This is a genomic window from Streptomyces lusitanus (genome assembly GCF_042647945.1).
GTDB classification, from domain to species: Bacteria; Actinomycetota; Actinomycetes; order Streptomycetales; family Streptomycetaceae; genus Streptomyces; species Streptomyces pseudogriseolus.
Genome location: NZ_JBHRWL010000027.1, coordinates 33,704 through 56,403, shown reverse-complemented (window position 1 = coordinate 56,403; position 22,700 = coordinate 33,704). Strand labels below are relative to the sequence as shown.

Here is a 22,700-nt window from a genome sequence, read left to right as displayed (position 1 = left end):
GCGCACCGCCGCCGACGGCCACTCAGCCCTCCCGCAGGACGTAGCCCACCCCGCGCACCGTGTGGATGAGCTGCGGGGCGCCGGGCTCGTCGAGCTTGCGGCGCAGATAGCCGACGTAGACGGCGAGGTTCTTGGAGCCGGGGCCGAAGTCGTAGCCCCAGATGCGGTCGTAGATGGTGGAGTGTTCGAGGACCACGCCGGCGTTGCGGATGAGCAGTTCGAGCAGCTCGAACTCGGTGCGGGTCAGCTCCAGTTCGCGGTCGCCGCGCCAGGCCCGGCGGGCCTGCGGGTCCATGCGCAGCCCGGCCGCCTCCAGGAAACGCCCGGATGCCTCCGGGTGACGCCCGGACGGCACAGGCGCACCGGCGGCCTCGGCGGGCTCGGGCTCCGAGGGCGCGGGGGCCGCGCGGCGCAGGAGGGCGCGCAGCCGGGCGAAGACCTCCTCGACGTCGAACGGCTTGACGACGTAGTCGTCGGCGCCCGCGTCGAGCCCGGCGATCCGGTCGGCGGTCTCCACCAGCGCGGTCAGGATCAGCACGGGCGTGCGGTCGCCCTCGGCGCGCAGCACCCGGCACACCTGGAGTCCGTCGATGCCGGGCATCATCACGTCGAGCACCAGCACGTCGGGACGGCTGCGGTGGGCCTGCGCGAGGGCCTCCACGCCGTCGGCGACGGCCGTGACGCGGTAGCCCTCCAGGGTCAGGGCGCGCTCCAGCGCGTTGCGGATGGCGCGGTCGTCTTCGGCGAGCAGAACGGTGTGCGGCACCCGCCCAGTGTGCCAACCCGCCGGGCCCGCACGCCCCCGCCCGCCGTCAGGGCCTCCGCTTCTTACCGCCGTCTCACCCGCCAGGGCGCAGGGCGGCGAGCCGCTCCGCGAAGGGGGTCACGTCCTGGAAGGAGTCCTTCTCCGGGATCTGCCGGGGCACGGCGCCCGTCGCCGGCGGCGTGACCCCGGTCAGCGCGACCAGTTCCGCCGCCGCCCGCCCGATGCGGGCGTTCAGCCCCTCCGCGCCCCAGTCCTCCGAGGCGGCGTAGACGCCCGTGGGGACGACGACGGCGCGGAGGTACGAGAACAGCGGCCGCAGCGCGTGGTCCAGGACCAGCGAGTGCCGGGCCGTACCGCCCGTCGCCGCGATCAGCACCGGCGTGCCCGTCAGGGCCTCCGGGTCGCTGACGCTCAGCGCGTCGAAGAACGACTTGAACAGCCCGCTGTACGACGCCGAGAACACCGGCGTGACCACGATCAGCCCGTCCGCCCCGCTCACCGCGTCGAACGCCTCCGACAGCGCCGGCCCGGGGAACCCGTTGGTGAAGGTGTGCGCGATCTCCACCGCGAGGTCCCGCAGCTCGACCACCCGCACGTCGGCAGGGTCCGCACCGGCCGCGGCCACGGCGGCCGAGGCGAGCCGGTCGCCCAGCAGCCGCGTGGACGACGGCACGCTCAGGCCGGCCGACACGACGACGATCCTCATGCCCGCGCCCCTTCCTGCTCGGCGGCGGAGGCCCCCTTCGCCGCGCCCTTCGCCGCTTCCTTCCGCGCGGCGCCCAGCAGCGAGGCGTGCGTGGGCGCCTCCGGCACGCCGGCCGGACGGTTCTTCGCGAACTCCGCGCGCAGCACCGGCACGACCTCCTCGCCGAGCAGGTCGAGCTGCTCCAGCACCGTCTTCAGCGGCAGCCCCGCGTGGTCCATCAGGAACAGCTGACGCTGGTAGTCGCCGGCGTAGTCGCGGAAGGACAGCGTCTTCTCGATGACCTGCTGCGGCGAGCCCACGGTCAGCGGGGTCTGCGCGGTGAACTCCTCCAGGGAGGGCCCGTGCCCGTAGACCGGCGCGACGTCGAAGTACGGGCGGAACTCGCGCACCGCGTCCTGCGAGTTCTTCCGCATGAACACCTGCCCGCCGAGCCCGACGATCGCCTGCTCGGGGGTGCCGTGCCCGTAGTGGGCGTACCGGCTGCGGTACAGCTCGACCATCCGCCTGGTGTGCTCGGCCGGCCAGAAGATGTTGTTGTGGAAGAAGCCGTCGCCGTAGTACGCGGCCTGCTCGGCGATCTCCGGCGAGCGGATGGAGCCGTGCCAGACGAACGGCGGCACGCCGTCCAGCGGGCGGGGCGTGGAGGTGAAGCCCTGGAGCGGGGTGCGGAAGCGTCCCTCCCAGTCGACGACGTCCTCGCGCCACAGCCGGTGCAGCAGGGCGTAGTTCTCGACGGCGAGGTTGATGCCCTGCCGGATGTCCTGGCCGAACCACGGGTAGACCGGGCCGGTGTTGCCGCGGCCCATCATCAGGTCCACCCGGCCGTCGGCCAGATGCTGGAGCATCGCGTAGTCCTCGGCGATCTTCACCGGGTCGTTGGTGGTGATCAGCGTGGTGGAGGTGGACAGCAGCAGCCGCTCGGTGCGGGCCGCTATGTAGCCGAGCATGGTGGTCGGCGAGGACGGCACGAACGGCGGGTTGTGGTGCTCGCCGGTCGCGAAGACGTCCAGGCCCACCTCCTCGGCCTTCAGCGCGATGGCGACCATGGCCTTGATCCGCTCGCGCTCGGTCGGCGCGCGCCCTGTCGTCGGGTCGGGGGTGACGTCCCCGACGCTGAAGATCCCGAACTGCATGGCCGCTCACCCTCCAGGTTGTTGACGGTTCAACTATACCCCTGGAACGACACCCCGCCCCGCACTATTCCGCCTGCCCGGACACGCCCTCCCGATCCCCCGCGCCCTGCCGGCTCCCCGCCCCCACCGGAGCCGGCTCGCCCGCCCGCAGCCGGGCCGCCTGCTCCGCGCCGTACTCCGTGGTGCGCCGCATGTGCTCGATGAACAGCGCCAGCTCACGGTCGTCCAGATCGGCGAAGAGCGCGAACCAGCCGCCCCCGACCCGCTCCCACACCCGCGCCACCTCCGCGGTCCGCTCCCGCACCGGCGCGACCAGCACCACCCGCCGGTCGCCCGCGTCCCGCTCCCGGACCACGTACCCGGCCCGCTCCAGCCGGTCCACCAGCCGCGTCGCCGACCCGGTGGTCAGCCCCGTCAGCTCCGCGATCCGCCCGGTCGTCACCGGGCCGGGCTCCAGGGTCAGCAGGTTCAGGCACTGGAGGTCGGTCGGGTGCAGCCCCAGACGGTCGGCGAGCGCCTGGTTGAACAGCGCGTACGACGCCATGTACCGCCGGGCCACCACCGCCAGCTCGGCCATCAGCCGCGACCGCGTCTCCCCCGGCGGCCCCGCTGTCGACTCCCCCGGCCCCGTCGTCGTCGCGTCCCCGGCCCGTCCGTCCGCTGTGTCCGTCACGGGACCATGTATCCCGCGCACCGCACCGGCGCAGGCGCCCTCCAACAGGTGACACAGGTGACACCGGCGGCCCGTGCCAAGCTGCGGACATGCTGATCCTCCGCTCCGCCGCCCTGTTCGTCCTCGCCGCGATCCTGGAGATCGGCGGCGCCTGGCTGGTCTGGCAGGGCGTCCGCGAACACCGCGGCTGGATGTGGGCGGCCGGCGGCGTCCTCGCCCTCGGCGCGTACGGCTTCGTGGCCACCTTCCAGCCCGACGCCCACTTCGGCCGGGTGCTGGCCGCGTACGGCGGCATCTTCGTCGCCGGGTCGATCCTGTGGGGCGTGGTCGCCGACGGCTACCGCCCGGACCGCTGGGACATCACCGGCGCGCTGGTCTGCCTGGCCGGCATGGCGGTCATCATGTGGGCCCCGCGGGGCGGCTGAGGCGAGCCCCCGAGGGGCCGCCCGCCCCCTCCCCGCCCCCGCTTATGCTGGCCGGGCGCGGCCGTACCGCACGCGCCGACCGTCCGCCCCGAGGAGCAGCCCATGGCCACCGCCGTACCGCCCGCCGCGTCCCGTATCGCCGTCGTCACCGGGGCGAGCAGCGGGATCGGCGCCGCCACGGCACGCAGGCTCGCCGAGGCCGGCTACCGCGTCGTCCTCACCGCTCGCCGCAAGGACCGCATCGAGGCGCTCGCCGAGGAGCTGACCGCGGCCGGGCACTCGGCGACGGCGTACCCCCTCGACGTCACCGACCGCGCCGCCGTCGACGAGTTCGCCACCGCCTTCCGCACCGTCGGCGTGCTGGTCAACAACGCGGGCGGCGCGCTCGGCGCGGACCCGGTCGCCACCGGGGACCCGCAGGACTGGCGCACGATGTACGAGACCAACGTCATCGGCACCCTCAACCTCACCCAGGCCCTGCTGCCCAAGCTGGACGCGAGCGGCGACGGCACGGTCGTGGTGGTCTCCTCCACCGCCGGCCACGCCACCTACGAGGGCGGCGCCGGTTACGTCGCCGCCAAGCACGGCGCGCACGTCCTCGCCGAGACCCTGCGCCTGGAGATCGTCGGCCGCCCGGTGCGGGTGATCGAGGTCGCGCCCGGGATGGTGAAGACAGAGGAGTTCGCCCTCACCCGGTTCGGCGGCGACGCGGAGAAGGCCGCCAAGGTCTACGAGGGGGTCGCCGAGCCCCTCACGGCGGACGACGTGGCCGACACCATCGCCTGGGCGGTGACCCGGCCGCCCCACGTCAACATCGACCTGCTGGTCGTCCGCCCGCGCGCCCAGGCGTCGAACAGCAAGGTGCACCGGGAGGCACGATGACCACGGACGGAACCACGGGCGACGGCACCACGGGCGGGACGACCGACGGCGAGCGGCGCCGACTGGAGCTGGAGAAGAAGCGCGAGCGCTACGTCTGGCTCTACCTCGGCTACTTCCTCTTCGGCATCCACATCGTGGCGTTCGTGATGATTTACGCGGTCAAGCACGCCAAGTAGGGCGATCCTGTACGTGTACCGGGGCACCCGACACGGAGGAGGACGCGCCATGCGCGACGTGACCTATGCGATGAGCACCTCGCTCGACGGCTACATCACCGGGCCCGACGGCGGCATCGACTGGTCCGCGCCCGAGGAGGAGATCTTCCGCTTCTGGATCGACGAGACCCGGAGGCTCGGCGTCCACCTCCTCGGCCGGCGGCTGTACGAGACGATGCTCTACTGGGAGACCGCCGCCGGCGACCCGACGCTCAGCGAAGCGGACCGCGAGTGGATCGACGTGTGGAACCCGCTGCCCAAGGTGGTCTTCTCCCGCACGCTGACAGAGGTGCGGGGCAACGCCCGCCTGGCCACCGGGACCGTCGCCGAGGAGATCGAGCGGCTGCGGGCGGAGCCGGGCGAGGGCGACATCGCGATCGGCGGCGCGACCCTGGCCGCCGAGGCGGCCGCGGCGGGCCTGATCGACGAGTACCGCACGATCGTCCGCCCGGTCCTCGTCGGCGGAGGCACCCGCTTCTTCCCTCACGACGAACGCCGCGTCGACCTCGACCTCGTCGAGACCCGCACGCTGGCATCGACAGCGGTGTACCTCCGCCACCGCGTGCGGAGGTGACCCCGCACGCGGCAGCGGCGCTCAGCCCTTCACGCAGACGACCTGCTTCAGCTTCGCCACGACCTCCACGAGGTCCCGCTGCTGGTCGATGACCTGCTCGATCGGCTTGTACGCGGCCGGGATCTCGTCGACCACGCCGGAGTCCTTGCGGCACTCCACACCCCGCGTCTGCTCCTCCAGGTCCCTCGCCGTGAACCGCCGCTTCGCCGCGTTGCGGCTCATGCGCCGGCCCGCGCCGTGCGACGCGGAGTTGAAGGCCGCCGTGTTCCCGAGGCCCTTCACGATGTACGAGCCGGTGCCCATCGAGCCCGGGATGATCCCGTACTCGCCGGAGCCCGCCCGGATCGCGCCCTTGCGGGTGACGAGCAGGTCCATGCCGTCGTAGCGCTCCTCGGCCACGTAGTTGTGGTGCGCGCTGATCTCCGGCTCGAAGGTCGGCTTCGCCTTCTTGAACTCCTTGCGGACCACGTCCTTCAGGAGCGCCATCATGATCGAGCGGTTGTACTTGGCGTACTCCTGCGCCCAGAACAGGTCGTTGCGGTACGCCGCCATCTGCGGGGTGTCCGCGACGAAGACGGCGAGGTCCCGGTCGACCAGGTTCTGGTTGTGCGGGAGGCGCTGGGCCACGCCGATGTGGTGCTCGGCGAGCTCCTTGCCGATGTTGCGGGAACCGGAGTGCAGCATCAGCCAGACGGACCCCTCCGTATCCGTACAAACTTCAACGAAGTGATTCCCCGACCCGAGCGTCCCCATCTGCTTCGCCGCCCGCTCCTCGCGCCACTTCACCGCGTCCGCGACCCCGCCGAAGCGGGTCCAGAAGTCGTCCCAGCCGGACGTCGCGAAGCCGTGCAGGCGGCCGGGGTCGACCGGGTCGTCGTGCATGCCGCGGCCCACCGGGATGGCCTGCTCGATGCGCGAGCGCAGCCGGGACAGGTCGCCGGGCAGGTCGTTCGCCGTCAGGGAGGTCTTCACCGCGGACATGCCGCAGCCGATGTCGACGCCCACCGCCGCCGGGCACACCGCGCCCCGCATCGCGATGACCGAGCCGACCGTGGCGCCCTTGCCGTAGTGCACGTCCGGCATCACGGCCAGGCCCTTGATCCAGGGGAGGGTGGCGACGTTGCGCAGCTGCTGGAGCGCGCCCTCCTCGACCGTCGCCGGGTCCGTCCACATACGGATCGGCACCTTCGCGCCCGGCAGTTCCACGTACGACACGGTGTCCTCATTCCCCCGGAAAACGTACAGAAGTCTCATAACGCAAAACCGGCGCCAAGGTCGGTGAAAAGGGATGACGGACCGGCGTCCGCGGCAGTGCGTGCGATACACATTGTCTGCGAACGGCTCCCCCCTGCGGCAAGCGAATAACCAGCGGGGACACTGGAAGGACCCGGCGGGCAGCGGCCCGCACCCACCGTCGAGAGGACCTGGACCGTGCAGCGGAAGGCGTACGGACCCGGCGTCGCCGCGCTCCTCGCGGCCGTACTGGCCGGCTGCACCGGCAGCCCGGACAGCGGCGGTCAGGCGGACGACTCCAACCCGGGCAGCGCCGGCGCGGCGACCCAGGCGGCCCAGCCGGGCCGGTACGCGACCCTTCCCGAGCCGTGCGGCGCCGTCGACGGCCGGACGCTGGAGGAACTCCTGCCGGGGCTCGCGGAGTTGACGGACGAGCAGCAGCGGGAGAAGGCGTACGCGGGCGAGGCCACGCTCACCTACGACACCGACCGCAAGGTGGGCTGCCGGTGGAAGGTGGAGTCGCTCGCGGCGACCGACCGGCTGCTGGTGGACTTCGAGCGGGTCGTCTCGTACGACAACGCGGTCAGTGACGACGCCCAGGCCGAGGAGCTGTTCGCCCGGAAGCAGGACGCGGCGCAGCTGCCCGAGCCGACGGTGACGGGCTCCGGTTCGCCGTCCCCGTCCGGTGCCGGCGGGACGACCGCCCCGGCGGATCCCAGCGGGTCGGCGACGGCGTCCGGTTCGCCCTCGTCGTCCGCGTCGCCGTCCGTCTCGCCGTCCGATCTCCAGCCGCGGGTGCTGGAGGATCTGGGCGACGAGGCGTTCCTCGACGACGCGCTCGACCGGTCCGGGTCGACCGCCCAGGAGCGCACCGTCACTGTGGCGTTCCGCACGTCCAACGTCATTGTGACCGTCGAGTACGCGGAGCAGCCGGTGACCGTCGGAGCGGTGCCGGACAGCAAGGAAATGCAGGACAGGGCCCGGAAACTGGCCGCCGAGCTGTCCGAGTCGCTGGGCGGCTGACCGTCGTTCACGGCGCCTCCACGCTTTCCGCGAAGCCCGCGAGTTACGGCCGTACGGGTGACGGGGCGCGTACCGTGACCCCTCGGACACCGTTCCGACCGCAGGGAACACGAGCGTCATGAGTGAAGGAACCATGCAGCGACGAGCACAGCGAGAGCAGCCCGAGCGAGCCAAGCGCCTGACCCGCGTCCTTGTCTGCGCGGCAGCCGTCCCCGTGATGCTGGTCGCCGCCGGCTGCTCCTCGGACTCCGGCTCCGACGACGGAGGGGACAAGGCGGCGAGCGCGTCCGCGTCGGCGAGCCCGTCGCCGACCGTGCAGGCGGCGGCGTACCGGACGCTGCCGGAGGCGTGCGGGGTGCTGACGAAGAAGACCCTCAAGGAGCTGGCGCCGAAGGCGAAGTCCGGCAAGGAGGGCAGCTCGGACGACGTGGCCTCGCGGGCCAGTTGTTCCTGGAGCAGCCTGGACAACAACGGCGTGAAGGGCTCGCAGTTCCGCTGGCTGAACGTGTCGTTGCTGCGCTTCGAGTCGGACACCACGCGCGGCCCGGGCGACAAGCTGGCCAAGGAGTACTACGACAAGCAGGTGGGCGAGGTCCGGGCGACGCCGGGCGCGAGGAGCCTGCGTGCGGAGGCGCTGGCCGGCACCGGCGACGAGGCGACGGCGGTGCGCTACGACCTGAAGAAGAAGGAAGGCACCTTCAAGCAGCAGACGGTCGTGGCGCGCGTGGAGAACGTGGTCGTCACGCTCGACTACAACGGCGCGGGTCTGGCGGGCGACAAGACGCCGGACGCCGACGCGCTGATGGTGGACGCGAAGAAGGCCGCCAAGGAGGCCGTGCTGTCCGTGACGAAGGCCAACGGCCCTGGTGCGGCGGCCGGTTCGCCGTCCTCCGCGCCGTCCTCCGCGGCGTCGGGCAAGGCGTCCGGCAGGCCGTCGGTGACGCCGTCCGACGCGGCGTCGGCGTCCGCCTCCGGCAAGAGCTGAACCCGCTGTACCAGAACCGGCCACCCGTCCTCCGCACACATGTGCCACTCTGTTGCGCGCAACAACACGCACTGGGAGGGGAGTACGGGTGGCCGCGCCACTTCAGCTGACACGGATGCACCGGATTCTCATCGGCGTGGTCGTCACCGGTGCCGTCGTCATCGCCGGGATCGGCTTCGCCGGGTCCTATGCGGCGGTCCGTGAGCTGGCCCTGAAGAAGGGCTTCGGCGACTTCAGTTACGTCTTTCCGATCGGCATCGACGCGGGCATCTGCGTCCTGCTGGCGCTGGATCTGCTGCTGACGTGGATCCGCATCCCGTTCCCGCTGCTGCGGCAGACGGCGTGGCTGCTGACGGCGGCGACGATCGCCTTCAACGGCGCGGCGGCCTGGCCCGATCCGCTCGGTGTGGGCATGCACGGGGTGATTCCCGTGCTGTTCGTGGTCTCCGTGGAGGCCGCCCGGCACGCGATCGGCCGGATCGCCGACATCACCGCCGACAAGCACATGGAGGGCGTGCGGCTCACCCGCTGGCTGCTCTCGCCGGTCCCGACGTTCCTGCTGTGGCGCCGGATGAAGCTGTGGGAGCTGCGCTCGTACGAGCAGGTGATCAAGCTGGAGCAGGAGCGGCTGGTCTACCAGGCCCGGCTGCGCTCGCGCTTCGGCCGCGCCTGGCGCCGCAAGGCGCCGGTCGAGTCGCTGATGCCGCTGCGCCTGGCCCGGTACGGCGTTCCGCTCGCGGAGACCGCCCCGGCGGGCCTGGCGGCGGCGGGCATCGAGCCGGCGCTGCTCCCTCCGGCGCCGGAGCCGCCCGTGGCGGCGGACGGCCGCGCTGCCGGGGCGGTGGGGGCTGCCGCGCCTCCCGGCGAGCAGCGCCTGGAACTCGAGGGCTACGGGAACCCCGGTCAGGCGGAGGACGCCGCGGCCAATCCGTGGCTCCACGCCCGCGACCCGCAGTCCGTCGAGTACCAGGGCGGCTACGACCCCACGTACGACCCGGACGAGGAGTACGCCCGCTGGTACGAGGAGCAGCAGCACGCCGAGCAGTACCAGGACCAGTACCAGGAGGAGCCGCCGCTTCAGGAGCCCTCCCCGGAGGAGACCGGCAGCTTCCCCATCCCGGTGGTCCCGGGCGGCCGCACCCGCGAGCTCGGTGAGGGCGGCGGCGTGCCCGGCGTGGAGCCGGACGAGGAGGCGTACTACCAGGTGTTCCGCCAGTCGATAGACGGCAGCTACCCCACGCCCCGCGTCCTCGGGGACAACATCGAGGCGACCTACGGCACGGCACTGAGCCCGAGCACCTTGAAGGCGCTCGCGGAACGCTTCCAGGCGCGCCATACGGCAGAGATGGAAGAGGACCACATCGCGTAACGCGCGCACACGACGACAGGGGGCGCCCGGCCTGCACCGGGCGCCCCCTGTCGTCGTACCGCCGCTTACTCGCCGAGCAGATGCCTCACCCGCTCCTGCCCCACCGCGAGCAGCAGGGTGGGCAGGCGCGGGCCCGTGTCGCGGCTGACCAGGAGCTGGTAGAGGAGGGCGAAGAAGGTCCGCTGGGCGGTCTTGATCTCCGCGGGCAGCTCCTTGGGCGTGGCGTCGGGGGAGAAGCCCGCCTGGACCTTCGGCACGCCGTAGACGAGGTGGGTCAGGCCGTCCAGGGACCAGTTGCCGGCGAGGCCGTCGAGCAGCAGCCGCAGGGACTCGCGGGCCTGCTCGTCGAGGGACTTCAGCAGCTCGGTGTCGGGCTCGTCGCGGACGATGGTGCGCTGGTCGGCGGGGACGTGGGTGTTGATCCACGCCTCGGCCTTGTCGTAGCGCGGGCGGGCCTCGTCGAGGGAGGTCAGCGGGTTCGCCGGGTCGAGGTCGCTGAGGATGCGCAGCGCCTGGTCCTCGTGGCCGGCGGTGATGTCGGCGACGGAGGCGAGGGTGCGGTACGGCAGCGGGCGGGGCGTGCGCGGCAGCTCACCGCTCGCCGTGCGCACCGCGCGGGAGTGGGCGGCGACGTCGGCGGGCAGCGCGGAGCCGTCGGCGACCTTGGCCTCGAGGCGGTCCCACTCGTCGTAGAGGCGCTGGATCTCCTGGTCGAAGGCGACCTTGAAGGACTGGTTGGGGCGGCGGCGGGCGTACAGCCAGCGCAGCAGCTGCGGTTCCATGATCTTCAGGGCGTCGGCCGGGGTGGGCACGCCGCCCTTGGAGGAGGACATCTTCGCCATGCCGCTGATGCCGACGAACGCGTACATCGGGCCGATCGGCTGCTTGCCGCCGAAGATGCCGACGATCTGGCCGCCCACCTGGAACGACGAGCCGGGCGAGGAGTGGTCCACGCCGCTGGGCTCGAAGACGACGCCCTCGTAGGCCCAGCGCATCGGCCAGTCGACCTTCCAGACCAGCTTGCCGCGGTTGAACTCGTTGAGCCGGACGGTCTCCGAGAAGCCGCAGGACGTGCAGGAGTAGGTCAGCTCGGTGGAGTCGTCGTCGTAAGAGGTGACCGTGGTGAGGTCCTTCTCGCAGTTGCCGCAGTACGGCTTGTACGGGAAGTACCCGGCGGAGCCGGAGCTGCCGTCGTCCTCGGCGGCTGCGCCGGAGCCCTCGGCGGCCTCCAGCTCGGCCTCGTCGACCGGCTTCTGCTGCTGCTTCTTCGCGGGGGCCTTCTTGGTGCGGTACTGCGCGAGGATCGCGTCGATGTCCGCGCGGTGCCTCATGGCGTGCAGGATCTGCTCGCGGTAGACGCCGGAGGTGTACTGCTCCGTCTGGCTGATCCCGTCGAACTCCACGCCCAGCTCGGCCAGCGACTCGACCATGGCGGCCTTGAAGTGCTCGGCCCAGTTCGGGTGCGGGGAGCCCTTCGGGGCGGGGACGGAGGTCAGCGGCTTGCCGATGTGCTCGGCCCAGGTCTCGTCGACGCCGGGGACGCCGGCCGGCACCTTGCGGTAGCGGTCGTAGTCGTCCCAGGAGATCAGGTGCCGCACCTGGTACCCGCGGCGGCGGATCTCGTCGGCGACCAGGTGCGGGGTCATGACCTCGCGCAGGTTGCCCAGGTGGATCGGGCCGGAGGGGGACAGCCCGGACGCGACGACGACGACCGGCGCGGCAGCGCCTGAGGTTTTCGCGCCCGGGGCCCGACGCTCCGACTCCTCGATGACCTCATCCGCGAAACGGGAGACCCAGTCGGTGGTCTCGGTGCTCTGAGCCACGATCGGCACGTCCTTCTTTCTGCTCGGGCAGCCGGTACGGTCGCACGGCTGACCGTGCCATTCTCCCAGCTCCCGCGGCCACCGCGAAAACGCCTTTTCACCGGCCTCCGCGCGGCCCCGGACGCCCTCGCGGGAGGGCGTCCGCGAGGGGCGCCGCGCCCCCGCGCACGGAAAAACCGCTTTACCCCCCGTGGGATACTGACCGTGTCCATCTGACCCACGAGGAGAACGGCACCCACTCCATGGCCTCGGTCACATCGCTCACCGATCTCGTCAGCGAGCAGCTCACGTCCGCCCTCTCCGCCACCCGGCCGGAGGCGTCCGCGGACCCGCTGCTGCGACGCAGCGACCGGGCGGACTTCCAGGCCAACGGAATCCTCGCGCTGGCGAAGAAGGCCAAGGCCAACCCGCGGGACCTGGCGACCGAGGTGGTCTCCCGCATCACCACCGGTGACGTGATCAAGGACGTCGAGGTGTCAGGCCCCGGCTTCCTCAACATCACGATCGCCGACCGGGCCGTCGTGGAGAACCTGGCCGCGCGGTACGCGGACGACACGGGCCGCCTCGGCGTGCCCCTCGCCGAGAACCCGGGCGTGACGGTGATCGACTACGCCCAGCCGAACGTGGCCAAGGAGATGCACGTCGGCCACCTGCGGTCCGCGGTGATCGGCGACGCCCTGCGCGGCATGCTCGACTTCACCGGCGAGACGACGATCGGCCGGCACCACATCGGCGACTGGGGCACCCAGTTCGGCATGCTCATCCAGTACCTGCTGGAGCACCCGGGCGAGCTGGCCCCGCCCTCCGAGGTCGACGGCGAGCAGGCCATGTCGAACCTCAACCGCGTGTACAAGGCCTCGCGGGCGGTGTTCGACTCCGACGAGGCGTTCAAGGAGCGGGCGCGCAAGCGGGTCGTCGCCCTCCAGTCCGGCGACAAGGAGACCCTCGAGCTGTGGCAGCAGTTCGTGGACGAGTCGAAGGTCTACTTCTACTCGGTCTTCGACAAGCTCGACATGGAGATCCGGGACGAGGAGATCGTCGGCGAGTCCGCGTACAACGACGGCATGCCGGAGACCGCGCGGCTCCTTGAGGAGATGGGCGTCGCCGAGCGCTCCGAGGGCGCGCTGGTGGTGTTCTTCGACGACATCCGCGGCAAGGACGACCAGCCGGTGCCGCTGATCGTGCAGAAGGCCGACGGCGGCTTCGGCTACGCGGCCTCCGACCTCACCGCGATCCGCGACCGGGTCTTCGGCCTGCGGGCGACGACCCTGCTGTACGTGGTCGACGTCCGGCAGTCGCTGCACTTCAAGATGGTCTTCGAGACCGCCCGCCGGGCCGGCTGGCTGAACGACGACGTCACCGCGCACAACATGGCCTACGGCACGGTGCTGGGCGCGGACGGCAAGCCGTTCAAGACCCGTGCGGGCGAGACGGTCCGGCTGGAGGACCTGCTGGACGAGGCCGTGCAGCGGGCCGCGGAGGTCGTCCGGGAGAAGGCGAAGGACCTCACCGAGGAGGAGATCCAGGAGCGGGCCGAGCAGGTCGGCATCGGCGCCGTGAAGTACGCGGACCTGTCGACGTCGCCGAGCCGCGACTACAAGTTCGACCTGGACCAGATGGTCTCGCTCAACGGCGACACCTCGGTGTACCTCCAGTACGCGTACGCGCGGATCCAGTCGATCCTGCGGAAGGCCGGGGACGTACGGCCGGCCGCGCACCCGGAGCTGGAGCTGCACGCGGCCGAGCGGGCGCTCGGACTGCACCTGGACGCGTTCGGGGACACGGTGTTCGAGGCGGCGGCGGAGTACGCGCCGCACAAGCTGACGGCGTACCTGTACCAGCTGGCGTCGCTGTACACGGCGTTCTACGACAAGTGCCCGGTGTTGAAGGCGGATTCGCCTCAGCAGGTGGAGAACCGCCTGTTCCTCTGCGACCTCACGGCCCGCACGCTGACCAAGGGCATGGCTCTGCTGGGCATCAGGACGCCCGAGCGCCTCTGACGCCCCGACGGCCCTACGGCACGCGGCCCGTCCGCTCCCTCGGGGGGAGCGGACGGGCCGCGGTCGTGTCGGGGTCCCCCGTGACCGCCGTCGGTCAGCGGCAGTTCACCCACTTGTTGGACTTGATGTAGTGGGAGGCGCCGTCGGTCGTCTTGTACCCGCGCGGGACGATGCCGCTGGAGCCGCCGTAGTTCTTCGCCGAGTACCACTTGAAGTCGCAGGACTTGCCGTGGTTGTACCAGGACTTGAAGTTCTGGAAGACCGCGAACTTGGTCAGGTCCGCGTTGGTGCCGGCGACCTTCTGCATGCGTCCGGTGTAGTTCTGACCGGACCAGACGCAGAACCAGCCCGACGGGCAGTCGCTCGCGGCGGACGGCGCGGTCTCGGCGGCTCCGGCGGACCCTGCGGTGCCGGCCAGCAGGCCCCCGGTCATCGCGACCCCGGTGGCCAGGACGGCGAGCTTGCGGGTGATGGTCATGCTGTTCCCCCTTCGAAATGCGGGTGGCGCCGGCCCCGGTGGGCCGGCTCGTCACCGAGACTGGCGGACTCCGCCCCGCCACCGCCACGGTTTCCGCCCAAGTGACGTCACCGTGGGACGCCCCACCCTCTGACCTGCGGTTTCCCAGGGGCGTGGGACGGTCCGGCGGGACGGCGGGACGCCGTGGCCGGAACGGTGCGGGGCCGGCGCCGAAGTCCCGTGGGGGCGTCCCTCGCTGTTGCAGAATGCGAACGGGGAGAACCCGTACGCGCGATCGGGGGAAGAGATGTCGCGTTGGAAAGCACTGCCCGCGGGCCTCGATCCCAGGGCACGGCATCTGGTGGTGAGCCTGCGCCGGCTGAAGGACCACAGCGGACTGAGCATGCGTCAGCTGGCGGCGAAGACGGGGTACAGCACGTCGTCGTGGGAGCGGTACCTGGGCGGCAGGTCGCTGCCGCCGAAGGAGGCCGTCGAGGCGGTCGCGGCGGTCGCCGGGGAGAACCCGACCCGCCTGCTGGCCCTGTGGGAGGTCGCGTCGGCGGCCTGGACGGGGCCGCCGGCGGACACGGCCGCCTCCGACGGCGCCCCGGCCGAGGCGACGCCCGGACCGCCCGTCCGCCGCGGGCGCGCCAGGGGCCCGGTCGTCGCGGGCGTGGTGGCGTTCGTGCTGGTGGCCGCGTCGGCGGCGGTGCTGGTGGCGCGGGCCGTCGGGGGCGACGAGGGTCAGGCGCGGCCCCCTGCGGTGTCCACGGCCGCGCCGGCCGGTGTCGCGCCGTCACCGACGACCACGTCGTACACCTGCCGGATCGAGCGGATCGGCGGGCAGTGGTTCGCGGGGCTGAGCCGGACGCGGGACGCGATCCTGGTGAACGGGCACGCCGGGCCCCAGGTCGCCGAGGCGCAGTGCCTGTTGCGGCGGGCCGGGTTCCCGCCGGGGGACATCGACGGCATCTACGGTCCGAGGACCGAGCGGGCCGTCCAGCGGCTCCAGCAGAGGGCGGGCCTGGTCGTGGACGGCATCGTCGGTCCGCACACCTGGGGAGCCCTGCGCGGATGACGCCACCGCCGGAACGAGCCGAACTGGCCGCCGCCCTCAGGGAGGTGCGGCAGCGCACGGGCCTGAGCCTGACGGGTCTGGAGGAGCGCACCCCGTTCAGCAAGTCCTCCTGGGGCCGCTACCTCAAGGGCGACACCCTGCCGCCCCGCGACGCGGTGCGGGCGCTGTGCCGCCTGGCGGGCGAACCGGACGGGCGCTGTCTGGCGCTGTGGGAGATCGCGGAGGCGGCGGGCAGCGGACGCGCCGCCCACGCCCCGGCGGACGCGCCGTCCCGCGAGACCCCCCGGACGGAGGCGTCCGCGCCACCGCCACCCGAAGGGACGAACCGGAATCGGTCGTTGCGCGTCGCGGTGGCGGTCGCGGCCGGGGCGGCGGTGCTGGCGTCGGCCGTCACCGCGGCCGTCGTGCTGACGGACGGCGAGGCGCCGGACGGATCCGCCGGGACGGCCCGTACGGCACCGGCCTCCCCGGGGGCGGCCGTGGTCCCGCCGCCGCGCTGCCGGGGCGCGTCCTGCGCGGGCAAGGACCCCATCAACATGCTGTGCGGGGTCCACCCGGACACCCTCACCACCTACCGCACCGCGGCCGGCGCCCGCCTGGAGCTGCGCCACAGCCCCCGGTGCGGGACGAGCTGGGCCCGCATGTGGGCCACCGAGATCGGCGACCGCATCGAACTGGTCGCGCCCGGCCCGCCCCGCTCCGCCGAGGTGACGGACACCCTGGACGCGCGGGCGTACCTCTACACGCCGATGGCGGTGACGCGCCCGGGCGCGGTCGTCCGGGCCTGCTTCCACCCGTCGGCCGCCGGCACGGAACCGGAGTGCTTCGAGGCCACGGTGCGCTGAGCCCGGGACGGGGGCCGCCTCCGTCCTCACCGCAGCAGCGTCAGGCCCTCGGGTACGTCGATGCCGAACTCCTCGTCCAGGACCCGGCGTGCCTCCGCCTCGTCGGCCACCTTGCGTTCGGTGACCGTGCCGTCGTCGGTACGCGTCACGGTGACGCGGTCGCCGTCGAGGAGCAGATGCGCGTCCGGGGTGAGGCGCTGGACGTAGGGGCGCCGGGAGAAGGGGGAGCGCGGGTTGGTGGCGATGTGCCAGTTGATCATCTCGTAGTCGGACGGCTCGAACGGCTCCACGGTGAAGGCGTACTGCGCCTGCCAGCCGCCCGCCACATACGCCTGGAGCACCCACATCTCCAGCGGCCCCCGGTGCGGCGCGTGCACCAGCCGGTGCCGGCGCCCGGCGTCTTCGAACTCGGTGTCCGCCACCAGCGGCACCGGCTCCAGCAGCGAGCCGACGGCGCCGAAACCGACGTCGGCCAGGTGGGGCCGCGGGTCGCCGGGCAGGTCGGCGAGGAGGGCCATGTGCGTACGCGGACGGTCCGCGAAGCGGTCCGCGCCGACGACGACCCGCGCGGTCAGCCGGGTCACCCGCACGCCGAGCGCCTCCAGGACCGCCGCGAACAGGGTGTTGTGCTCGTAGCAGTAGCCGCCGCGCCGACGGCCGTGGACCAGCTTCGCCGTCAGGTCGGAGAGGTCGAGGGAGGGGGCCCGGCCGCCGAGGGCGTCGAGGTTCTCGAAGGGAATGGCCCTCATGTGGGCGAGCTGCACGCCGCGGAGCGTGGCCGCGTCGGGCCGCCGCCCGCCCTCCCAGCCGATGCGCTCGAAGTAGGCGTCGAGGGGGAAAGATGTCGTCGTCCGTGCGCTGTCGGGCATGGTTTCACCGTACGTGCGGCGAAGTCGCCACCGCCTCGGTCGTTGGTCCTACGACGGGAGCCCCCTCGCGCCGCGCGCCCTGCCCAGACCCGCGCCCAGCCTGCGCAGCCCCTCCGCGATCTCCTCCGGCGTCTGCGTCACGAAGCACAGACGGAGGGTGGAGCGGTCGGGTTCGCCCGCGTGGAAGGGGGCTCCGGGGACGTACGCCACGTCGTGCCGGACGACCTCGGGCAGCAGGGCCGTGGTGTCGTACGAGGACGGCAGCCGGACCCACAGGAACATGCCGCCCTCGGGACGGGACCAGACCGAGCCGGCGGGGAGCGCGTCGGGCAGGCCGGCCAGCATGGCGTCCCGGCGCTCGCCGTAGACGCCCGCCACCCGGCGGACGTGGGCGTCGAGGTCGCGGTCGGCGAGATAGCGGGCGGCGGCGCGCTGGTTGACGGTCGGGGTGTGCAGGTCGGCGGCCTGCTTGGCGACGGCGCAGGCGCGGCGCAGCGCCTCGGGGGCGCACAGCCAGCCCAGCCGCAGCCCGGGCGCCATGATCTTGGAGAGGCTGCCCAGCAGCACGGTGCGGTCCTCCGCGCCCGGGTGGGCGGCGATCCACGGCACCCGTTCGCCCTCGTACCGCAGTTCGCCGTACGGGTCGTCCTCGACGATCCACAGTCCGCGCCGCGCGGCGACCTCGGCGACGGCGGCCCGGCGGGGGGCGGGGAGGGTGCGGCCGGTGGGGTTCTGGAAGGTGGGGACGGTGTAGAGCAGCTTGGGCCGCTCCCGGACCACCAGCTCCTCCAACGCGTCGGGGTACAGGCCGTGTTCGTCGCCGGGGACCGCCACGATCCGCGCCCCGGCGAGGCCGAAGGACTGAAGTGCCGCGAGATAACAGGGGTCTTCGACCAGCACCGTGTCGCCGGGTTCGAGCAGGGCGGTGGCGAGGAGGGACAGCGCCTGCTGGGAGCCGGTGGTGACGAGCAGGTCGTCCGGCGCGGTCACCAGGCCGCGGGCCGTGGCGCGTTCGGCGAGCGCGGCCCGCAGCGCGGGTTCGCCCTCGGTCGTGGAGTACTGGAGCGCCCGCGCGGGCGTCTCGGCGAACACCGCGCGGTACGCCTCAGCTATGCCGTCGGCGTCGAACAGCCCCGGCGCGGGCAGGCCGCCCGCGAAGTTGATCACCTCGGGGCGGGCGGTGACCGCCAGGATGTCCCGCACGGGCGAGCCGCCGACCGCCGCGACCCGTGCGGCGAGCCGTGGGGTGGGAGCAGGGGCGGTGGGCGGCTCGGTGACGGTCATGGCACGGGCTCCTGGGGCTGGGTGACGGTGACGGCGCGTGCCCGCAGCCTAGGCAAACGCGTGCTATTTACACGCGCCTTTCCGCGATCCGGACATCCCGCGCATCGCGTGCCCGGGTCGTCACCTGCTCGGGTCGCCCCCCGGCTCGTCGCCTACTCGAGCTTGGTCGTCCCCTCCGGCACCCAGCCGTCGCCGCCGATCGGGAACTCGTACGCCGGACGGCCCTTGTTGCCGCTGGTGCGGAAGGGGCGGCCTTCGTCGTCGACGGTGAGCGTGCCGCTGCGGTCGCCGCTGGACCACTCCAGCTCCAGGTACCAGTCGACGTCGTACGCGGAGACGGAAGCGGTGACGTAGTACACCTCCGGGTCGGACTCGCTGACCTTGAACGGGAAGTCCTGGTTGCCCGGTTCGGGGGTGAGGGCCGGCCGCGCCGAGTCCAGGGAGACGCTGAACGCCCGTGTCGGGACGCCGCCTCCGCAGCCCACGCCGGGGTAGGCCATGGCGAAGTCGTTCCAGGCGAGCGGCGCCCGCTTGCCCGCGACGCGCACGGTGAGGCCGTCGATCACCACCGTCTCGGGGCCGGTGCCCTGCACGGTGAGCCGCAGGTACTGCTGCCCCGAGGACACCGCGCCGTTCGCCGCCACCCAGCTCGCGGCGCCCTCCTCGACCGGCGGCGGCTTCATCTCGCTCGCCGGCTTGTCCACCAGGTACCGCTGCGAGCAGGGGCTCTCCCACGCGTACGGGTCCGCCTGCACGGTGACCGGCACCCCGCTCTTCTCCGCCCCTTCGTCCGGCGCGTCGGCGGGCGCGGAGCCGGCGGGCGTCCTGGCCGGGTCCTTCTCCTTGCCCGAGGGGGACGCGGAGGCGGTGGAGCGGGAGGGCGAGGGTGCGGACGACGTCGGGGCGGTCCCCTCGGCGGTCACCCCGGCCGCGCCGACCGGGCGGTTCCGTCCGCCGTCCCCGTCACCGTGCGAGCCACCGCCGCCCGGCAGCCCGACGGCGAACGTGATCCCGGCGGCCACGACGGCGACCGCCGTGCCGGCGAGGACGGCGGTACGGGTGCGGCGGCGGGTGGAGGCGGGGGCCCGCCCGGCGGGAACGCCGGCGTCCGTGAGGCCGGTCTCCGGCGCCTCGTCCCCTTCTCCGACAGGGCTTTCTCCAACAGGGCTGGTATTCGTTGGGCCAACCGGGGGCGCGGGGGGCGCCTCCGGCGGGGGTGTGTCGGCGGGAGCCGCGACGCCGGGTTCCGTGCCCGGGCCGTCCTCCGCCGAAGGCGCCTCGGCGACAGGGGCCCCCGAAGCAGCCGTAGGCCCAGTAGCCCCCGAAACCCCCGTGGCCCCCTTCCGCCCCCGCACCGCGTCCGCGAGCACCCACCGGCGGTGCAGCTCGACGAGTTCCTCGGGGCGCGCCTTGCACAGCCGGGCCAGCCGCTCGACCGGGGCGTAGTCGGCCGGCACCGCGTCCCCGTTGCAGTACCGGTGCAGGGTCGACGTACTCATGTGGAGCCGCTTGGCGAGCACCCCGTAGCTGAGCCCCGACCGGTCCTTCAACTCCCGCAGCAGCGCGGCGAATTCCGCTGCGGCCGTCTGTTCCGACACCGTTCCTCCACTCCCCCGTGTCCCGTTCCACCGTTCCAGGGGACGGCCGTTCCCCCAGGTCAGCGCGGTATGAGCGTTCCAGCGTCCCGGATCGCCCGTCGACGGTGGCGGCCGGGACGGATCACACCGCACGCTCTGGTCATCCAAGCACGCCGCTCCCGCCGACCGGTCGAGCGGCTGCGCCAAGTCCCTTCACATGACAAGGAATCCGCCATGCGCACCTCTCGCCTCCAGCTCCTCGCCGCCGCCGGTGTCGCCGTCGCCTCGCTCGCCCTGACCGCCTGCCAGGACGGCACCGGCACCCGTGACGAGGGCGCGTCCGCCTCGCAGCCCGTCGCGTCGGCGCCCTCGGACGCCTCCTCGCAGGCGCCGAAGGAGTCCGCCTCGGGCAGCGGCGGGAACGACTCCTCCGCGAACGGGTCGAGCGGGGACGCGGCCGGCACCGGCGACAGCGGCGGCAAGGGCTCTTCGGCCGGTAAGGGCTCCTCGGCCGGCAAGGGCTCCGCTTCGGGCGGGTCCGACGACGCCCCTGCGTCCTTCAACCCCTGCAACGGCTCGAACACGTCCGTCACCGCCGAGCCGGTCTCCCGCCCGGTGAACCACATGCTGATCACGGTCGAGAACACCGGTTCGCAGAACTGCGACCTGACCTACTACCCGGTGCTGCGGTTCGACGAGATGCAGTGGGTGCCGCAGCCGATCGAGGACTCCAAGCCGCAGGCCGTGGTCACCCTGGCGCCGGGTGAGTCGGCGTACGCGGGGGTCGTGCTGTCGGCCGCCGACGGCAGCGGCTCGGGCGGCGCCACCGGCAAGAAGCTCACCGTCGGCTTCCAGGGCCGCACGCCGAACAGCGACGGCGGCCCCGCCGCGATCCCGTCCCTGCCGGCCAAGGGCGTCTACTACGACAGCAGCCTGACGGTGACGTACTGGCAGTCCTCGATGGACGACGCGCTCGCCCACTGAGCGGCGGCCGGCGCCGAAAACCGCGTGCGGCGCCGGCCCGGGTACGGCCACGATGGGCGGGTTCACCTGCGACAGCAGGGCCGAACCCGCCCACGAGCAGGTGAGGAGACGCGCCGTGCGGTCCAGGGACCAGCTCCGCAGCCTGCTCAGGGACCACGACGACCCGCGCCACCTCGACGTCCCCCGCGACTACGACCCCTGGGCCACGGTGGGGCGCTTCACCCGTCTCACCGAGGCCTTCGAAGGGCGCTTCGGGCCTTCCTGCCGTACGGGCCTGTACCAGGACGCGAGTGTCCACGGCGTCGTCCGGGTCCCCGCGGCGGCGACGGGCCTCGGCCGGCCGCTGTGGGCCGAACTGAGCAACTTCGGCGGCTTCGTCACCGCGGGCACCGGGGACGCCTGGGACACACCCGGTGCGGCCGAGGGCCTGCCGGCGGAGTGCGTCGCGTGGCTCGACGCGGCCTGCGCGGCGGCGGGGTGCGTGTTCGTCCCGCTCGACCTGCTGCTGGAGCCGTACGACGGCCCCTCCCCGACCTGGGCGGACGAGGACGCCGCTCTCGTTCGGGCCCTCGAGGCGGCCGACGAGCCGGTCGCCGACGAGAACGACGAGAACGACGAGAACGACAAGAGCGACGAGAACGACAAGGACGACAAGGAAGAGGCCCGGCCGGTCTGGGCCGACCGGTACTTCCAGTGGGTCTGAATGCGAACGGACCCGTGGGTCAGCGCAGGGCGCGGGCCACCTCGGTGGCCCAGTATGTGAGGACGCTGCGCGCGCCGGCCCGGCGGATGCCGGTGAGGGACTCGACGATCGCCTTCTCGCGGTCGATCCAGCCCTTCTCGGCGGCGGCCTCGATCATCGCGTACTCGCCGGAGATCTGGTACGCCACGACCGGCACGTCCACCGCGTCCGCGACCTTGGCGAGGACGTCGAGGTAGGGTCCGGCCGGCTTGACCATGACCAGGTCCGCGCCCTCCTCCAGGTCGAGCGCCAGCTCGCGCATCGACTCGCGGAGGTTGGCCGGGTCCTGCTGGTAGGTGCGGCGGTCGCCCTGGAGCGAGGAGCCGACGGCCTCCCGGAAGGGCCCGTAGAAGGCGGAGGCGTACTTCGCGGTGTACGCGAGGATCGCGACGTCCTCCCGGCCGATCTGGTCGAGGGCGTCGCGGATGACGCCGATCTGCCCGTCCATCATCCCGCTCGGGCCGACCACATGGGCGCCCGCGTCGGCCTGGACCTGCGCCATCTCGGCATACCGCTCGAGGGTGGCGTCGTTGTCGACGCGGCCCTGCTCGTCGAGGACGCCGCAGTGGCCGTGGTCGGTGAACTCGTCGAGGCACAGGTCCGACATGACGAGCAGCTCGTCGCCGACCTCCGCGCGGACGTCCCGCAGGGCGACCTGGAGGATGCCGTCCGGGTCGGTGCCCGCGGTGCCCGCTCCGTCCTTCTTGGACTCCTCCGGCACGCCGAACAGCATGATCCCGGAGACGCCGGCCTCGGCGGCCTCGACGGCGGCCTTCTTGAGGCTGTCGCGGGTGTGCTGCACGACCCCCGGCATCGACGAGATCGGCACCGGCTCCGCGACGCCCTCGCGCACGAAGGCCGGGAGGATGAAGTCCGCGGGGTGCAGCCGGGTCTCGGCGACCATGCGCCGCATCACCGGGGAGGTACGCAGACGCCGCGGGCGCGTGCCGGGGAAGGATCCGTACGTCGTCATGCCACCTACGCTACGCCCGCCCCGCCCGTGCCTTTGCCGACGCCCAGTCGGCGCGGACGGGGGCCGGAGGGGGGCCGGGCGGGG

At 72.8% G+C, this 22,700-nt stretch carries 23 protein-coding genes; 12 read left to right on the top strand and 11 right to left on the bottom strand.

Translation table 11 applies throughout. From position 1 onward, the window contains the following. Positions 1-22: 22 nt before the first annotated feature. The 4 genes from ACFOSY_RS29810 to ACFOSY_RS29795 all read right to left on the bottom strand — a co-directional run bounded on the left by ACFOSY_RS29810 (position 23) and on the right by ACFOSY_RS29795 (position 3,182). Positions 23-766 (bottom strand): response regulator transcription factor, encoded by a 744-nt coding sequence (locus ACFOSY_RS29810; RefSeq protein WP_394312831.1) that lies wholly within the window; start codon positions 764-766, stop codon positions 23-25. A 73-nt stretch (positions 767-839) separates the two neighbouring features. Then, positions 840-1,472 (bottom strand): FMN reductase, encoded by a 633-nt coding sequence (locus ACFOSY_RS29805; RefSeq protein WP_394312829.1) that lies wholly within the window; start codon positions 1,470-1,472, stop codon positions 840-842. After that, entirely contained in the window at positions 1,469-2,605 is a 1,137-nt protein-coding gene (locus ACFOSY_RS29800; protein WP_394312825.1) for an LLM class flavin-dependent oxidoreductase, read from the bottom strand. The genes ACFOSY_RS29805 and ACFOSY_RS29800 overlap by 4 nt, the downstream gene beginning before the upstream one ends. A gap of 64 nt (positions 2,606-2,669) precedes the next feature. After that, positions 2,670-3,182 (bottom strand): MarR family winged helix-turn-helix transcriptional regulator, encoded by a 513-nt coding sequence (locus ACFOSY_RS29795; RefSeq protein ID WP_394313036.1) that lies wholly within the window; start codon positions 3,180-3,182, stop codon positions 2,670-2,672. A 185-nt stretch (positions 3,183-3,367) separates the two neighbouring features. Here ACFOSY_RS29795 and ACFOSY_RS29790 point away from each other — a divergent pair, with 185 nt between their 5' ends. The 4 genes from ACFOSY_RS29790 (at position 3,368) to ACFOSY_RS29775 (ending at position 5,374) form a co-directional block, all read left to right on the top strand. Then, positions 3,368-3,703, top strand: coding sequence for a YnfA family protein (locus ACFOSY_RS29790; RefSeq protein WP_394312822.1), 336 nt, complete (start codon positions 3,368-3,370; stop codon positions 3,701-3,703). A gap of 102 nt (positions 3,704-3,805) precedes the next feature. After that, entirely contained in the window at positions 3,806-4,585 is a 780-nt protein-coding gene (locus tag ACFOSY_RS29785; RefSeq protein ID WP_225654298.1) for an SDR family NAD(P)-dependent oxidoreductase, read from the top strand. Next, on the top strand, positions 4,582-4,761 hold the full coding sequence (locus tag ACFOSY_RS29780; RefSeq protein ID WP_394312819.1) for a hypothetical protein: 180 nt from the start codon (positions 4,582-4,584) through the stop codon (positions 4,759-4,761). The genes ACFOSY_RS29785 and ACFOSY_RS29780 overlap by 4 nt, the downstream gene beginning before the upstream one ends. 49 nt (positions 4,762-4,810) lie before the next feature. After that, entirely contained in the window at positions 4,811-5,374 is a 564-nt protein-coding gene (locus tag ACFOSY_RS29775) for a dihydrofolate reductase family protein (protein ID WP_394312816.1), read from the top strand. Positions 5,375-5,395: 21 nt separating this feature from the next. Here the strand turns inward: ACFOSY_RS29775 and ACFOSY_RS29770 are convergent, their stop codons facing one another. Further along, a complete protein-coding gene (locus ACFOSY_RS29770) occupies positions 5,396-6,589 on the bottom strand; it encodes an RtcB family protein (RefSeq protein ID WP_394312814.1) in 1,194 nt (397 codons plus the stop codon). 216 nt (positions 6,590-6,805) lie between these two features. Between ACFOSY_RS29770 and ACFOSY_RS29765 the strand changes: the two genes are divergently transcribed. From ACFOSY_RS29765 to ACFOSY_RS29755, 3 genes are all read left to right on the top strand, one after another. Continuing rightward, a complete protein-coding gene (locus ACFOSY_RS29765; protein ID WP_394312811.1) occupies positions 6,806-7,630 on the top strand; it encodes a DUF3558 domain-containing protein in 825 nt (274 codons plus the stop codon). A gap of 133 nt (positions 7,631-7,763) precedes the next feature. Further along, positions 7,764-8,615: a DUF3558 family protein gene (locus ACFOSY_RS29760; protein ID WP_394315864.1), complete on the top strand. Its 852-nt coding sequence runs from the start codon at positions 7,764-7,766 to the stop codon at positions 8,613-8,615. 115 nt (positions 8,616-8,730) lie between these two features. Continuing rightward, positions 8,731-9,984, top strand: a complete 1,254-nt coding sequence (locus ACFOSY_RS29755) for a DUF2637 domain-containing protein (RefSeq protein WP_394312806.1) — start codon at positions 8,731-8,733, stop codon at positions 9,982-9,984. A gap of 65 nt (positions 9,985-10,049) precedes the next feature. Here ACFOSY_RS29755 and lysS read toward each other — a convergent pair whose 3' ends face one another. Next, the gene (lysS, locus tag ACFOSY_RS29750) at positions 10,050-11,816 is read right to left on the bottom strand and encodes a lysine--tRNA ligase (RefSeq protein WP_394312800.1); all 1,767 of its coding nucleotides are present in this window, start codon (positions 11,814-11,816) and stop codon (positions 10,050-10,052) included. Between the two features lie 233 nt (positions 11,817-12,049). Between lysS and argS the strand changes: the two genes are divergently transcribed. Further along, positions 12,050-13,807 (top strand): arginine--tRNA ligase, encoded by a 1,758-nt coding sequence (argS, locus tag ACFOSY_RS29745; RefSeq protein WP_394312798.1) that lies wholly within the window; start codon positions 12,050-12,052, stop codon positions 13,805-13,807. Between the two features lie 94 nt (positions 13,808-13,901). Here the strand turns inward: argS and ACFOSY_RS29740 are convergent, their stop codons facing one another. Then, positions 13,902-14,285, bottom strand: coding sequence for a peptidase inhibitor family I36 protein (locus ACFOSY_RS29740; protein WP_394312795.1), 384 nt, complete (start codon positions 14,283-14,285; stop codon positions 13,902-13,904). Positions 14,286-14,571: 286 nt separating this feature from the next. Here ACFOSY_RS29740 and ACFOSY_RS29735 point away from each other — a divergent pair, with 286 nt between their 5' ends. Together ACFOSY_RS29735 and ACFOSY_RS29730 are read left to right on the top strand one after the other, a co-directional pair. Next, positions 14,572-15,342 (top strand): peptidoglycan-binding protein, encoded by a 771-nt coding sequence (locus tag ACFOSY_RS29735; RefSeq protein WP_394312792.1) that lies wholly within the window; start codon positions 14,572-14,574, stop codon positions 15,340-15,342. Further along, entirely contained in the window at positions 15,339-16,187 is an 849-nt protein-coding gene (locus ACFOSY_RS29730) for a helix-turn-helix domain-containing protein (RefSeq protein ID WP_394312791.1), read from the top strand. Before ACFOSY_RS29735 ends, ACFOSY_RS29730 begins: the two co-directional genes overlap by 4 nt. Before the next feature lie 26 nt (positions 16,188-16,213). On the opposite strand, the gene ACFOSY_RS29725 is transcribed toward ACFOSY_RS29730, so the two are convergent. The 3 genes from ACFOSY_RS29725 to ACFOSY_RS29715 form a co-directional block, all read right to left on the bottom strand. Then, positions 16,214-17,056: an arylamine N-acetyltransferase family protein gene (locus ACFOSY_RS29725; RefSeq protein WP_394312788.1), complete on the bottom strand. Its 843-nt coding sequence runs from the start codon at positions 17,054-17,056 to the stop codon at positions 16,214-16,216. A 48-nt stretch (positions 17,057-17,104) separates the two neighbouring features. Beyond that, the gene (locus ACFOSY_RS29720; protein WP_394312786.1) at positions 17,105-18,340 is read right to left on the bottom strand and encodes an aminotransferase-like domain-containing protein; all 1,236 of its coding nucleotides are present in this window, start codon (positions 18,338-18,340) and stop codon (positions 17,105-17,107) included. 152 nt (positions 18,341-18,492) lie between these two features. Continuing rightward, positions 18,493-19,938, bottom strand: coding sequence for a transcriptional regulator (locus ACFOSY_RS29715; protein ID WP_394312784.1), 1,446 nt, complete (start codon positions 19,936-19,938; stop codon positions 18,493-18,495). 213 nt (positions 19,939-20,151) lie between these two features. Here ACFOSY_RS29715 and ACFOSY_RS29710 point away from each other — a divergent pair, with 213 nt between their 5' ends. Further along, positions 20,152-20,901 (top strand): DUF4232 domain-containing protein, encoded by a 750-nt coding sequence (locus tag ACFOSY_RS29710; RefSeq protein ID WP_394312782.1) that lies wholly within the window; start codon positions 20,152-20,154, stop codon positions 20,899-20,901. Between the two features lie 115 nt (positions 20,902-21,016). Continuing rightward, positions 21,017-21,604, top strand: a complete 588-nt coding sequence (locus ACFOSY_RS29705; RefSeq protein WP_394312779.1) for a hypothetical protein — start codon at positions 21,017-21,019, stop codon at positions 21,602-21,604. Positions 21,605-21,623: 19 nt separating this feature from the next. Here ACFOSY_RS29705 and hemB read toward each other — a convergent pair whose 3' ends face one another. Then, entirely contained in the window at positions 21,624-22,616 is a 993-nt protein-coding gene (hemB, locus tag ACFOSY_RS29700; protein ID WP_394312777.1) for a porphobilinogen synthase, read from the bottom strand. Positions 22,617-22,700: the final 84 nt, after the last annotated feature.

Coding starts and splice junctions, on each gene's coding strand:
- ACFOSY_RS29790 (WP_394312822.1), top strand. CDS start 3,368: ATGCTGATCCTCCGCTCCGCCGCCCTGTTCGTCCTCGCCGCGATCCTG.
- ACFOSY_RS29760 (WP_394315864.1), top strand. CDS start 7,764: ATGCAGCGACGAGCACAGCGAGAGCAGCCCGAGCGAGCCAAGCGCCTG.
- ACFOSY_RS29780 (WP_394312819.1), top strand. CDS start 4,582: ATGACCACGGACGGAACCACGGGCGACGGCACCACGGGCGGGACGACC.
- argS (WP_394312798.1), top strand. CDS start 12,050: ATGGCCTCGGTCACATCGCTCACCGATCTCGTCAGCGAGCAGCTCACG.
- ACFOSY_RS29785 (WP_225654298.1), top strand. CDS start 3,806: ATGGCCACCGCCGTACCGCCCGCCGCGTCCCGTATCGCCGTCGTCACC.
- ACFOSY_RS29720 (WP_394312786.1), bottom strand. CDS start 18,340: ATGACCGTCACCGAGCCGCCCACCGCCCCTGCTCCCACCCCACGGCTC.
- ACFOSY_RS29710 (WP_394312782.1), top strand. CDS start 20,152: ATGCGCACCTCTCGCCTCCAGCTCCTCGCCGCCGCCGGTGTCGCCGTC.
- ACFOSY_RS29740 (WP_394312795.1), bottom strand. CDS start 14,285: ATGACCATCACCCGCAAGCTCGCCGTCCTGGCCACCGGGGTCGCGATG.
- ACFOSY_RS29730 (WP_394312791.1), top strand. CDS start 15,339: ATGACGCCACCGCCGGAACGAGCCGAACTGGCCGCCGCCCTCAGGGAG.
- ACFOSY_RS29755 (WP_394312806.1), top strand. CDS start 8,731: ATGCACCGGATTCTCATCGGCGTGGTCGTCACCGGTGCCGTCGTCATC.
- ACFOSY_RS29735 (WP_394312792.1), top strand. CDS start 14,572: ATGTCGCGTTGGAAAGCACTGCCCGCGGGCCTCGATCCCAGGGCACGG.
- ACFOSY_RS29805 (WP_394312829.1), bottom strand. CDS start 1,472: ATGAGGATCGTCGTCGTGTCGGCCGGCCTGAGCGTGCCGTCGTCCACG.
- ACFOSY_RS29795 (WP_394313036.1), bottom strand. CDS start 3,182: ATGGCCGAGCTGGCGGTGGTGGCCCGGCGGTACATGGCGTCGTACGCG.
- ACFOSY_RS29800 (WP_394312825.1), bottom strand. CDS start 2,605: ATGCAGTTCGGGATCTTCAGCGTCGGGGACGTCACCCCCGACCCGACG.
- hemB (WP_394312777.1), bottom strand. CDS start 22,616: ATGACGACGTACGGATCCTTCCCCGGCACGCGCCCGCGGCGTCTGCGT.
- ACFOSY_RS29725 (WP_394312788.1), bottom strand. CDS start 17,056: ATGCCCGACAGCGCACGGACGACGACATCTTTCCCCCTCGACGCCTAC.
- ACFOSY_RS29775 (WP_394312816.1), top strand. CDS start 4,811: ATGCGCGACGTGACCTATGCGATGAGCACCTCGCTCGACGGCTACATC.